This is a genomic window from Paenibacillus andongensis, assembly GCF_025369935.1.
Taxonomy (GTDB): domain Bacteria; phylum Bacillota; class Bacilli; order Paenibacillales; family NBRC-103111; genus Paenibacillus_E; species Paenibacillus_E andongensis.
Window position 1 is genome coordinate 6469924 of record NZ_CP104467.1, and the last position, 13150, is coordinate 6483073.

Consider the following 13150-nt stretch of genomic DNA (forward strand, 5'->3'; position numbering starts at 1 on the left):
CATGCAAGCGAATGCAACCGAATGCAAAAAAGCCATCTGGATGAATCATCCAAATAGCTTCAAAAGAGTTTAAATACTAGTTGCCCGTATTATCAACGATATTTTCTGGACTTGCTGTTGATGAAGTGCCTTGCGGCAATAGGGGCTCATACATCATTATGGCATGATTCTCAGTCACCCATTCATCACCTACGATTTCACGTTCCAAGTTCAGCACTCTGCGATATATCTCATTATGGCGAACATAGCCGCCCCAGTATTCGCGCGTAATCCAATGCTTATTCTCATATATTTCATAGGTATGCATGGCTGGCCTAACATCACGCCACTCCCCAACCAAATGCGTATCCGTCACCCGAATACCGAGTTGAAACTCCTCCGTCGTCCCATTAAGAATCTGCAAGTCTAAATAATTGTAGAAACAAGTTGCTCCGCTTCCAAAAGGCTGACTTCTACCTGCATCCGGAAACACGTCATAGCTGTGGCGATACCTTTCCGTTACGGTAAGTGGCGTATGCAATGTCATCCAGTAGATTAAATTCGAAAGCTGACATAACCCACCCCCAACCCCTGCCTGCACCTTCCCATGAAAAAGCACCATACCGTCCAGATAACCTTTTCTCCGTGTCGTGCTGCCAATTAGCCGCCAATAGGAGAATGTTTCTCCTGGCTTCACGATGACACCATTTAACTGCTTGGCTGCGATCCTTAGATTAATCACTTTATTATGCTGAAGCCACATGTCTACATCCTTCAACTGTCTAAGGAGCGGCGTTTTATGTGAAAATAAAAGATAAGGGAAAGGCTCCGCTTGCTTCGCTTTGGCATAAGTCTTATCATCCAAATACCACTGAAGATATCTTTTAAGTCGATATACTTTTTTGCCCAAGAATATTCTTGCTCGGCTTCGGTTGATTGGTTTAAGCAAAGATTCGCCTCCTACAACTTGAGCAAAAACCGCCAATGCCAGTAGTCATTCACAGGCCTGACGGCTTTCTTGTTCTTTTAGAGTTTGGAGATAATCACGGAAATAATAATACCCAGAACTGAAATCCAAAAGAAATAGGACTTTACGATTCTTCCTAGTAAAGAATCTTGAAAGTGAAATTGTTTTTTTTGATCATGCTCCATATTCAAATCAGTAGCTGACCCGCTAATGCCACCCAAACCAGTTACACTAGTAAATCCCTGGCTCAGTGCGCCTTTTGCAATACAAGTTACAATAAGCAATAATAAGGAACCCATGAACAAATAATTGGAAATCTGTATCAACATGAAGTCACCAATCCTTTCCATCGTCCTTCTTTTTATCATAATTTGAAATATATTCCATGTCAATTCTGAACTATTGCTAAGGAAATCTGATCTGTAGTGAATCTCTAAGGTACGCTCCATAAAAACAACAAAAAAAACCCTCCTGCTGATGGTCTTGGTCGACCAATTCGCATGAGGGTGCGCTATCTTTTATGCATTTTGTAGATATGATTCCATAGCCTTAGCTAATTTCTGCATACCGAGAATCGTGTTCGCACGATCCGTATGTGTGTAATTCAGGCGCATTGTGTTGTACTGTGGATTTTCGGCGTAAAATGTGGATCCTGGAACGAAGGCTACGCCTTCTTTTACCGCGATTTTTAGCAGATCCTCTGCACGAATATGAGCTGGCAGCTCTACCCAGATGAACATGCCGCCCTTCGGTTCTTCCCACTTCAGTCCAGGCCAGTTTAAATCTTTCAATAGGCCTGACATGAATTTCATCCGATCCAGATATTGCTCACGAATTAAGGAGATATGGGCGTCGAGATCAAAGTGCTCAAGCAAATGATACAGCGTTTGCTGATCAATTGTGCTGGAGTGCAGATCCGCAGATTGCTTAAAACGAGCAATTTGCCGAATAATGGTTTCATCGCCCATCACCCATCCTGTTCGGAAGGCAGGCGCGACGGTTTTGGAGAATGTGCTGGTGTAAACAACATTCCCGCCTTCGGCTTTTCCCCCCAAAGAGAAGATGGATGGGTATGTTTCGCTTTCGTTAAACTGGATTTCTCCATACGGATCATCTTCCAGAATAAGCACTTCCGCGCCGCGGCAAATATCCAGTAAGCCTTGACGGCGTTCCAAACTCCATGCACGGCCTGCAGGGTTGGAGAAGGTCGGGATGACATAGACCATCTTCGGATTGTGCTTCGTAATTTTGGCCGATAGATCTTCAAGAATCATACCGTCATTATCACTATCAACCGAATAAATCTTAGCGCCTTTGGCTTGGAACACTTGAATCGCCGCCAAATACGTTGGGCTTTCAACAAGAATGACATCGCCTTCATCAATGTAAACACGCGTAAGAAGATCAATCGCTTGCTGAGAACCCGTCGTCAGCAGCATCTCATCAGGTGTTACTTGCATATTCTTAGCAGCCATCCGCTTGCATAAGGATTCACGAAGCGGCTTGTAGCCCTCAGTCAAACCATATTGCAGCGCTGACTTCCCGCCGCCAATCACTCTTTGAAACGCATCAGCCACCGCGTCCAAAGGAAAAAACTCTTCAGCAGGCAATCCACCGGCAAAAGAGATAATCGAACTGCCTTGTGTCAGCTTGAGAATTTCTCTTACCGCCGAGGATGAGAAACCTTCCAGCGATTTAGAAAATCGATATTTCATAAATGGACGCATCCTTTCGCATTTGGAGAAAGCACCCCTCCTCGCGATGCTTGGAGGTGAGGTGCTTATCTGGGTGGTGCCGTTTGGATCTAGGTTATTAAATCAACGTGACGTTGCTTCTGTTGCTTGTTGGGGTTTTGCGTTTATCAATGAGCCTGTTCACAGCGTCCAAATACGCTTTGGCGCTTGCTTCCAGAATATCCGTTGAAATACCGCGACCTTGAACAGATACATCGTTCTGCTTAAGAACAACGTGAACTTCGCCGAGCGCATCTTTCCCGTGGGACACGGATTTGATGGAGTAGTCATCAAGTTCAACGTCTTCCTTTGTTGCTTTATCAATCGCATTATAAATCGCATCAACCGAGCCGTTACCGACCGCGCTTTCCGCCACTTCGGTGCCGTCCTGAAAGCGAACATGTACCGTTGCCGTTGGTGTCATTTGGTTGCCATAAGCAACCTGAAGCGTGCCTAACGCGAAAATTTCCGGCGTCTCGATCAATTTCTCTTCGATCAATGCGCGAATATCTTCGTCTTCAACCTGCTTCTTGCGATCGGCCAAATCTTTGAACTTGGCGAAAGCCGCGTTCACTTGCTCGTCTCCGAGGTCGTAGCCGAGATCGATTAGCTTCTCACGGAACGCATGGCGTCCGGAGTGTTTACCCATCACGAGCTTACTTTCCTTGACCCCGATGGTCTCAGGGGAAATAATCTCGTAAGTCGTTTTCTCTTTGAGCATCCCATCTTGATGGATGCCGGACTCATGGGCGAACGCGTTAGCGCCGACGATCGCCTTATTGCCTGGCACCACCATGCCGGTCAGCTTGCTGACCAAACGGCTGGTGCGGTAGATCTCTTTCAGCACAAGCGACGTTTTCGCTTGGTAGAAATCCTGGCGCGTCTCGAGCGCCATGACAACTTCCTCGATCGAGGTGTTGCCCGCTCGCTCGCCGATCCCGTTGATGGTACCTTCGATTTGATCGGCACCATTAAGCACCGCCGCTAGCGCGTTAGCCGTCGCCATTCCGAGGTCGTCATGGCAGTGCGCGCTCAGCTGAATCTTCTCAATGCCTGGCACGGTCTCCTTCAGCATTTTAAAAATATTACCATAGTCGTACGGTGTCATAAAACCGACTGTATCCGGAATATTCACGACGGAAGCGCCAGCGCGAATAGCCATTGCTGTTACTTCTGCGATGAAATCCAGCTCAGTTCGACCCGCATCTTCGAGTGAAAACTCGATTTTGCTGAAATACTTCTTCGCATATTTAATCGCTGCTTCGGCTGTCTCTAGCACTTGGTGTTTCTCCATCTTCAGCTTATGCTGGCGATGAATTGGAGACGTCGCTAGGAATAAATGAATACATGGGTCCTGTGCGCCCTGCAGCGCTTCGCGGACAGCCTCGATGTCACTTTCCTTCGAGCGGGACAAACCGATGACAGAGGCATTCTTGACGGCTCTAGCTACGGCATTCACGCCTGCCAAGTCACCAGGCGATGCAGCTGGGAAACCAGCCTCCATACGATCAACGCCAAGCTTCTCTAGCTGCAGCGCGATCTCGACCTTCTCCTGTGTGTTCAGGTTCACACCTGGCGATTGCTCTCCGTCTCTAAGCGTTGTATCAAAGATGTAGATTTTGCGCACCATGTCACCTCCTAAAAGATTTCTATTAAATTGATTAAACCTAATTCTAACTGCTGACCGTTCCGTTCTTCAGCATTTGTCTCCGATCGTTTCTTGAAAACGTGTCCCCTCATCTGAATAAACAAAAGGTAGGGACACGTTTTCAAATACGAACGCTACGCTTCTCCGACAAACACTGAGCCCTCCACTGGGCATTTCGAAGAAGGATTTAAAGATTTAGATATAAATCTTTACTCGTCTTTATAGTATTCACAGGGAGTGATTGGGAAATTCTCCTCAATCACTCCCTGTGGAAGGTATAGCTATAAATTAGTACTTATAATTACTTTTTGATCCAGTGCATCATTTCGCGAAGTTGGGAACCAACAACTTCGATAGGGTGCTGTGCTTCATTGCGGCGAGTTGCGTTCATGAAAGCAAAGTTAGATTGATTTTCCAAGATGAAGTCGCGAGCAAATTTACCTTGTTGGATATCGGAAAGAACTTCTTTCATTGCTTTTTTCGTTTCAGCTGTGATAATACGAGGTCCAGTTACATAGTCACCGTATTCAGCTGTGTTGGAGATGGAGCTGCGCATGGAAGCTAGTCCGCCTTCATACATCATATCAACGATCAATTTAAGCTCATGTAGACACTCGAAGTAAGCCATTTCAGGTGCATAACCAGCTTCAACCAATGTTTCGAAACCTGCTTTAACCAGTTCAGAAGCACCGCCACAAAGAACAGCTTGCTCACCGAACAAATCAGTTTCTGTTTCTTCACGGAAAGAAGTTTCGATAACGCCTGCACGTGTACAGCCGATACCTTTTGCATAAGCAAGACCGATTGCTTTTGCGTTGCCAGTAGCGTCTTTCTCGATTGCGATCAAGCCAGGAACGCCAAAGCCTTCAACATACGTACGACGTACCATGTGACCTGGGGATTTAGGAGCTACTAAGAATACATCTGTACCTTCAGGAGCTACGATTTGTCCGAAATGGATGTTGAAACCATGGGAGAACATAATCGCTGCGCCTTTTTTCATGTTCGGTTGAATGGACTCACGGTAAACGCGAGCTTGTGTTTCATCCGGCATCAAGATTTGGATCACGTCAGCGCGTCTTGCTGCTTCTTCAACGGATACAACTTCGAAACCATCATTTTTTGCAGCATTCCAAGAACGTCCTTCACGAAGCCCGATAATAACGTTCAATCCGCTGTCACGCAAGTTTTGTGCTTGTGCGTGTCCTTGGGAACCATAACCAACAACTGCAATCGTTTTACCTTTAAGTACCGCTAAGTCTGCATCTTTTTCATAGTAAGTAGTAACTGCCATTCGAATAAATCCTCCTTTGATATGATGAATCCGTATTGTCTACCCCTTGAGTGGGTGTTTCAACGATTTACCCTTTTCAAGCGCTAAAGAGTAACCCGCTGAAAGCCCCACTCAAGGAGGCTTTCCCTCTTTACCCTAACTGCTTTATGACTTATTTAACTGAACCGCGAATCATGGCTGTGACTCCCGTGCGGGAAAGTTCACGGATGCCATAAGGACGAAGTAATTCGACCATAGCATCTATTTTATCTGAATCTCCGACAACTTGCACGATAATTGACGATGGCCCAATATCTACAACCGCTGCGCGGAATGTCTCTACAATGCCGAGAATTTCCGGGCGCATAATCGGTTCTGCATTGACTTTAATGAGTGCCAGTTCTCTGGCAACCATTGGGTTCGAGCTCAGGTCGATGACTTTAATCACGTCAATCAACTTGTACAATTGCTTGGAAATTTGCTCAAGCGTGTTGTCGTCCCCTGTGGTAACAATAACCATTCGGGAAAGTCCGAGTTCTTCGGACTCCCCTACGGTGATACTTTCAATATTGAAGCCTCTGCGTCCGAACAAACCGGATACACGCTGCAGGACACCAGGCTGATTGTTTACGAGTACGGAAACTGTATGTTTAGTTGTCGTCATTCCGAATCCCCCATTAACATGTCACTAATTGTATCGCCTGCTTTAACCATTGGGAACACGTTCTCTCCTTTTGGTACGACGAAATCAATAACGACAGGCCCCGGTGTATCGAGTGCTTCCTGCCATGCTCTTCTTGCTTCTTCCTTCGTCGTGGCACGCAAGCCTTTTACACCGTAAGCTTCTGCCAATTTCACGAAATCAGGGCTGCCAGCCAAATCAATGTGACTATAGCGGTTATCATAAATGATCTCCTGCCATTGACGAACCATGCCCAGCACTTGGTTGTTAATAATAACAACCTTCACCGGAATGTTGTTAATCGCACAGATCGCAAGCTCTTGCGCACACATTTGAACGCCGCCGTCGCCATTAATGGATACAACGAGTTTATCCGGGTTCCCCATTTGAGCACCAATCGCTGATGGGAATCCGAAGCCCATCGTACCAAGACCACCGGAAGTAACCAAGGAACGCGGGTTTTTGAAACGGTAGAATTGAGCAGCCCACATTTGATGCTGACCAACGTCTGTCGTTACGATTGCTTCGCCTTTCGTCGTCTCACTAATCATTTCAATAACGAATTGTGGCTTCAGTTCCGTATCGGTATTGCCGTATTTCAGCGGGAACTTCTCTTTGCTTTCCTGAAGTTCAGCAATCCAAGCTTCGCTCTTCGCAGACTTTGCTTTGATGTTCGCATATTCCAGAACAGCTTTCACATCGCCAACACACGGGATATCCGTCTTCACGTTCTTGCCAATTTCCGCAGGATCCACGTCAATGTGAGCGATTTTCTTCACTTTTGGAGCAAAACCGTTCAAATTCATCGTCACACGGTCATCGAATCTGGAACCGATAGAAATCAAGAGATCCGCGTTCTGAATGGCTGTATTCGCTGTAAACGTCCCGTGCATCCCTGGCATTCCGAGCCATAGCTCATGTCCGCTTGGGAAGCCGCTTAATCCGAGCAAGGTCGTTGCTACCGGAATCTGTGTTTTATTGACGAACTCGATTAATTCTTTGGATGCGTCTGCGTATACAACACCGCCGCCTGCAATAATGACCGGACGTTCTGCTTCTTCGATAGCTTTGATCAGCTTATCCACTTGCAGTTTATTCGGTTGCACCGTTGGGTTGTAACCGCGGATGCTTACATCCGTTGCCGGTTTAAATATCGTTTTATGAGCGGAGACATCCTTTGGAATGTCAATGAGAACCGGACCTTTACGACCTGAGTTCGCTATATGGAACGCTTCATGAATGATGCGCGGCAGATCGTTTACGTCTCTTACCAAGTAGCTGTGTTTCGTAATAGGCATCGTAATACCCGTAATATCAGCCTCTTGGAAAGCATCCGTACCAATGAAGTTGGTAGCTACGTTCCCTGTGATAACGACGAGCGGAACGGAGTCCATATATGCTGTAGCTATTCCTGTGACGAGGTTCGTTGCCCCCGGTCCGGAAGTTGCGATACATACGCCAACTTTGCCTGTGGAACGTGCATATCCATCAGCTGCGTGAATGGCTCCTTGCTCATGTCTTGTCAGTAGGTGGTTAAAATCGGAAAAGCCATGCATCGCATCGTAGATGTACAAAACAGCGCCGCCCGGATATCCAAAGACGCAGTCTACACCCTCCAGCAATAAGCTTCTTAGCAGAATCTCGGAGCCTGTAATCAGGTCCGGCTTCATAAGCTTCTCAATCAGTTCTTCTTTTGACCTCTTTGGTTCAGTTTGAACATTCATTGTGATCCTCCTCTCAAAAAGTAAGTCCATGTCATTCAGTGAGCTTTCTTAGACAATAAGAAAAACCCCTATTCATCCCATACACGCACGTAACGTGTAAACGGGACGAAAGGGGTTCAAGCTTCCGTGGTACCACCCAAATTTGCTACGCGCCTCACAGCACATAGCCTTAGCAGGTATGTTCATGAAGAACAATACCCTCAGCACGATAACGTGTGCTCCTCCGATTTCCCCTATTGCCTGCGGCTGTGCCACATGTTTCAGGAAAACAGCTCCGAGGTGACTTCGTACGTAAGGGATTAAGGCGATGGTTTCAGCAAGTCCAACGCTCTCTGCGCATAAGTGCCCTTATTACTTCTTCCTCTTCATAGCCGATTCGTTAGTGTAGATCATCATATAGAATATGATTAAAGATTATTATATGCATCCCTTGAAGAATAGTCAATAGTCAAACTGAATAAAACAAAATCATGTGAGAGAAGATAATACCAATCTAGGAAAATAAGGGGGCTAACGATGAAATCGTCCCTGCCAATCCCTTTCCCGCTTTCAACCAACCTGCAAGAGAATATTGAACTGATCCTGAAAAAGCTTGGGACAAGCTCTGATGTCATCATTCGCCGTATGGATATTGGCATCTTTCCTGATACCAATGCGATTGCTCTTGTGTACATAGAGGGTCTCGTTAAATCGGAAGCCGTTAATGAACATATTATCAAACCTCTTCTTACCACTCAAGAAACAGAGTTTTACTGGAATCAAGAAATCTGTTTTCATGACTTATTGAGACAAGCTTTAACCATTAGTAATTTGACCGCCACAATTGAGGGCGTAGACCTCTTGGCAGCTCTCTTGGACGGTAACACCGCCATTATGGCTGACAGCTACAATGAAGTATTAATCGCCGGTACAACAGGGTGGGACAAACGTGCCATTGAGGAGCCTCAGACACAAACCGTCGTTAGAGGCCCGAAAGAAAGCTTTACAGAAGATTTGCGAACGAATACCTCCCTGCTGCGGAGGAAAATTAAATCGCCCGATCTTCGGTTTATTAGCCTGCGCTTAGGTCGGTATACGCAAACTGAAATCGTCATCACCTATTTGGATGGGATTGCTGAAGAGCATGTCGTTAAAGAAGTCAAGAATCGCCTTGACAGGATTGACGTCGACAGCATCTTAGAGAGCGGGTATATTGAAGAATTCATCGAAGATAGAACCTATACACCCTTCCCTACCATCATGAACTCAGAGAGGCCAGACGCCGTGGCAGCCGGTCTTCTCGAAGGGCAAGTTGCCATTATTGTCGATGGGACTCCTTTCGTCTTGCTTGCTCCGGTAACCTTTTTCAGATTTCTACAATCGAGTGAAGATTATTATCAACGTTTTGATATTGCTACTTTCGTCCGCTGTATTCGCTATATGTCTTTTTTTGTTTCCATGCTGCTCCCCTCCTGCTATATCGCCGTCACTACCTTTCATCAAGAAATGCTGCCGACAACCTTGCTGATCAGCTTGGCTGCACAGCGGGAAGGCGTCCCTTTCCCCGCCATTGTGGAAGCTTTCCTGATGGAAATTACGTTCGAGGTTCTTCGGGAAGCCGGCATACGAATGCCTCGTGTCATTGGTTCAGCCATATCTATCGTCGGTGCACTTGTGTTGGGGCAAGCTGCCGTGCAAGCTGGTCTTGTTTCAGCGGCTATGGTCATTATCGTTTCCTTCACAGCCATTTCCAATTTCGTTACGCCTGCGTTGAATATGGGTATAGCTGCCCGATTAATCAGGTTTGCCCTTATGCTGCTCGCTGGCACATTTGGCTTGTTTGGGATCATGGCAGGATGCATGGCCATCTTGATTCATTTGGCCTCTCTCCGTTCTTTCGGGGTCCCTTATCTGACTCCTCTTGCCCCTCTTGTTTTATCAAAATTTAGAGATATTTTTCTCCGAGTGCCTTGGGGGAAAATGGCTGGCCGTCCCTTAAGCAAAAATTACACCAGACAAGCACCGAACATGAAGCCGTCTCCTTCAAAGAGAGATAATCACTGATATGCAATTAAGGAGGTGCTATGTAAATGGGAACAAGCTTCTTTCACGGCTGGCTTCGCCTACTATCAAGTATCTTCTTATGCCTACTGCTATCCGGATGCTGGGATCGAATCGAGTTAAATCAACTCGGAATCACATCGGCAACAGCCATCGATTGGAACGGGAAAGACTGGACTGTTTCTTACCAGATTGTCATTCCTCAGACGATTTCGAGTCAAAGCATGGGTGGAAATGCCGGCCAGCAAGCACCCGTCATCGTATTCTCTACGAGTGGAGATTCCATTCGAGGTGCGATTCAAAAATCAAGCTTGGAAATGCCGCGTGCTCTGTTTTTTGCCCATAATCGAATTGTTGTCATTGGTGCGGAGGCTGCTAAGCATGGTATTTCCCAACTCATGGACATCTATTTGCGCAATGCGGAATCTCGAGAGACTGTCAACATATTCGTAACCAGCGGTGAAGGAAGAAGAATTCTGGAGCAAGTTTCGCCTATTGAGAAGCTGCCAGGAGCTGCCGTGCGCAATATGATTCACAATGAAGAAAAAAATGGTTCTAATTTTAATCAAGTGATGGTTCACAATGTCATGATGGGGATGACGAGTGACTCTTCCTTTACTTTAATTCCTGAAGTGATCATTTCTGGCACCGGCATTAGGCCTGACTCTTCTATTGCAGAGTTAAAAAAAACAACTTCTGCAAACAAATTAAAATTGGGTAGACTTGGCATTTTCAAACAGGATAAGATCGTTGGCTGGTTTACTTCCGATGAAGGTTACGGAATTAATTGGATCCGGGATACGATTAATAAGACCGTTTTGTATATTGGCTGTTCCAAAGGAAGTAAAGATTTTAAATCCGCGATTCGAATCACCAAAGCGACAAGCAAACTTACGCCAATCCTTACAAGTGACGGGCATTGGGTTATGAAAGTGGAAGTAAATGCTTCAGGTGTTCTTATTGAGAATGGTTGCAACGACGACCTCTCAAAGCGAGAGGGTGTTAAAGCCACGGAAGACATTGCGAATGAGAAAGTTAAGAACTTGATGATCAAAGCTTTTCAATCTGCTATCGAGAAAAATGCGGATGTTTTTGGTTTTGCTGATGCGATTCACAGAAAGTATCCCAAGGTTTGGAAGAAAATGAAAAACGACTGGGAACAACAATTCCCTACCCTCGAATTAGAACCCAGTGTTCAGATTCACATTGAGCGAATTGGAATGAGTAGTAAGCCTTTTAAACAACTACTACATGATCACGAATAGTAAGTTATGGAAGGGAGCTTGCTATGGAGCGCATTAGCAATTACCAACTAGCCGTCACAATCATTCTTTTCGAAATAGGAAGTACACCCTTATTTGCATTAGGCAGCGGCGCTAAGCAGGATTCTTGGCTTGCCATGCTATTCGCCGCTGCAGCGGGCTTGCTTTTGTTATTTATATTTTTGTACATACAACAAATAGCACCAGAAGAGTGTCTGATCGGGCTCTTAAAACTATGTTTCGGGACCAAAATAGGAACGGTAATCGGGGGATGCTTTGCCCTTTACTTTGCTTATGAATCTATGAGGAACCTTCGAGATTTTGGAGAGATAACGAATTTAACACTGCTTAGCTCGACTCCCCAATATGTAACTATGCTCGTCATTGTGTTACTTGCTACTTACGCGGTTGTCATGGGTATCGAAACATTCTCCAGAGTGAATGAGGCCCTTTTGCCGTTGGTTCTCCTTAGCTACGGAGCATTGATATTATTGATTTTGATTTCTGGAATTCTTCACAAAGGCAACCTGTTACCTATTCTCGATAACGGACTTGGTCCCGTTGTCAAAGCCGCGTTCCCTGATATTTTATCGTTTCCATTTGGACAAATGGTGCTTTTTTTCATGATATGGCACCTGTTGTCTGAGAAAAGTAAGATTAAGCGAACCAGTATACTCTCTTATCTCGGTGTTGCCGCTTTTTTAATTTTGATGAATATATTAAACCTGATGGTGCTAGGGACAACCCTTGTAGCAAATAGTACCTTGCCTTTTTTGCAGGCTGTTCAGTTAATACAGGTGGGTGATATTTTGGAGCGACTGGATGTTATGGTCACTTTACTTTTATTTCTGGGATTATTTGTGAAAATGACAGCATTCTACTGGGGAGCTGTTTATGCTTGTACCCAATTATCAAGTTCAACAAGCAGGCGTCTGTGGATTTTCTATGTGGGTTTTATTATTTTTATCACATCTTTTATAGAACCCAACTATACCTATCACGTGTGGCTTGGCTTGAATGTTAGTGTAAAGTTTTTCCCTGTCTTTCAAGTCGTTATCCCGTTATTGATGTACTTCGTTGTATTGTTTCGTAAGCATCGTCGATCAGAAACACCATCCAACGTTTAAAACCTCGTCCATTTCAAGCCAAAAGAAGCCTGCCCCCAAAAGGGAGCAGGCTTCTAAATACGCAATTACGCGTTTACTTTTGCTTTTGCCGCTGTTGCCAAATCGTTGAACGCTTTGGAATCATTCACAGCTAGATCAGCCAAGATTTTGCGGTTGATGTCGATACCAGCCAATTTCAGGCCATGCATCAATTTGCTGTAGCTCAAGCCGTTTTGACGAGCGCCTGCATTGATACGTGTAATCCACAGTCTGCGGAAGTTACGTTTCGTTTGACGACGGTCACGGTAAGCATACACTAAAGATTTCATTACTTGTTCTTTAGCTGTTTTAAATAAACGGTGTTTGGAACCGAAATAACCTTTTGCTAGTTTCAAAATTTTCTTACGACGGTGAGCGCGAATAAATCCGCCCTTGACTCTTGCCATTGTGAACTACCTCCTGGTATATATAAATGATGTTCAAATTTTTACTGAGTTACGATTAACCTTTGATAAGGGACAGTTGTTGTTGCAAACGACGTACATCGCCTGGAGCCATAACTGGGTTTGTTCCAAGAACACGTTTAGTACGTGATGATTTACCGGAAAGCAAGTGATTTTTACCTTGTTTGTATCTCATCACTTTGCCTGTGCCAGTAATTTTGAAACGGCCTTTCAAGCTGCTGTGTGTTTTCATTTTCGGCATGGTGTATTGTTCCTCCTAATTTAGTATACGC

Annotated in this window: 12 protein-coding genes; 3 read left to right on the top strand and 9 right to left on the bottom strand. The window is 45.2% G+C overall.

The genetic code is table 11. From position 1 onward, the window contains the following. Positions 1-76: 76 nt before the first annotated feature. From NYR53_RS28840 to ilvB, 7 genes are all read right to left on the bottom strand, one after another. Positions 77-928: a VanW family protein gene (locus NYR53_RS28840; RefSeq protein ID WP_261302502.1), complete on the bottom strand. Its 852-nt coding sequence runs from the start codon at positions 926-928 to the stop codon at positions 77-79. 77 nt (positions 929-1005) lie between these two features. Beyond that, on the bottom strand, positions 1006-1275 hold the full coding sequence (locus tag NYR53_RS28845; RefSeq protein WP_261302503.1) for a hypothetical protein: 270 nt from the start codon (positions 1273-1275) through the stop codon (positions 1006-1008). Between the two features lie 189 nt (positions 1276-1464). After that, positions 1465-2661 carry an aminotransferase-like domain-containing protein gene (locus tag NYR53_RS28850; RefSeq protein ID WP_261302504.1) on the bottom strand — a complete coding sequence of 399 codons (1197 nt, stop codon included), beginning with the start codon at positions 2659-2661 and terminating at the stop codon, positions 1465-1467. A gap of 97 nt (positions 2662-2758) precedes the next feature. Continuing rightward, a complete protein-coding gene (locus tag NYR53_RS28855; protein ID WP_261306560.1) occupies positions 2759-4306 on the bottom strand; it encodes a 2-isopropylmalate synthase in 1548 nt (515 codons plus the stop codon). A 322-nt stretch (positions 4307-4628) separates the two neighbouring features. Then, positions 4629-5621 carry a ketol-acid reductoisomerase gene (gene ilvC / locus NYR53_RS28860; protein ID WP_236291908.1) on the bottom strand — a complete coding sequence of 331 codons (993 nt, stop codon included), beginning with the start codon at positions 5619-5621 and terminating at the stop codon, positions 4629-4631. Positions 5622-5772: 151 nt separating this feature from the next. Then, positions 5773-6264 (bottom strand): acetolactate synthase small subunit, encoded by a 492-nt coding sequence (gene ilvN / locus NYR53_RS28865; RefSeq protein ID WP_261302505.1) that lies wholly within the window; start codon positions 6262-6264, stop codon positions 5773-5775. Further along, on the bottom strand, positions 6261-8006 hold the full coding sequence (ilvB, locus tag NYR53_RS28870) for a biosynthetic-type acetolactate synthase large subunit (RefSeq protein ID WP_261302506.1): 1746 nt from the start codon (positions 8004-8006) through the stop codon (positions 6261-6263). The genes ilvN and ilvB overlap by 4 nt, the downstream gene beginning before the upstream one ends. Before the next feature lie 516 nt (positions 8007-8522). Here ilvB and NYR53_RS28875 point away from each other — a divergent pair. The 3 genes from NYR53_RS28875 to NYR53_RS28885 are packed head-to-tail and all read left to right on the top strand — an operon-like array spanning position 8523 to position 12435. Beyond that, entirely contained in the window at positions 8523-10049 is a 1527-nt protein-coding gene (locus NYR53_RS28875) for a spore germination protein (RefSeq protein ID WP_261302507.1), read from the top strand. Between the two features lie 26 nt (positions 10050-10075). Then, a complete protein-coding gene (locus NYR53_RS28880) occupies positions 10076-11311 on the top strand; it encodes a Ger(x)C family spore germination protein (RefSeq protein WP_261302508.1) in 1236 nt (411 codons plus the stop codon). A 23-nt stretch (positions 11312-11334) separates the two neighbouring features. After that, entirely contained in the window at positions 11335-12435 is a 1101-nt protein-coding gene (locus NYR53_RS28885) for a GerAB/ArcD/ProY family transporter (protein WP_261302509.1), read from the top strand. Positions 12436-12500: 65 nt separating this feature from the next. Here the strand turns inward: NYR53_RS28885 and rplT are convergent, their stop codons facing one another. Next, positions 12501-12860: a 50S ribosomal protein L20 gene (gene rplT, locus NYR53_RS28890; protein WP_029199204.1), complete on the bottom strand. Its 360-nt coding sequence runs from the start codon at positions 12858-12860 to the stop codon at positions 12501-12503. Between the two features lie 55 nt (positions 12861-12915). Continuing rightward, entirely contained in the window at positions 12916-13119 is a 204-nt protein-coding gene (gene rpmI, locus NYR53_RS28895; RefSeq protein WP_171649758.1) for a 50S ribosomal protein L35, read from the bottom strand. Positions 13120-13150 lie beyond the last annotated feature (31 nt).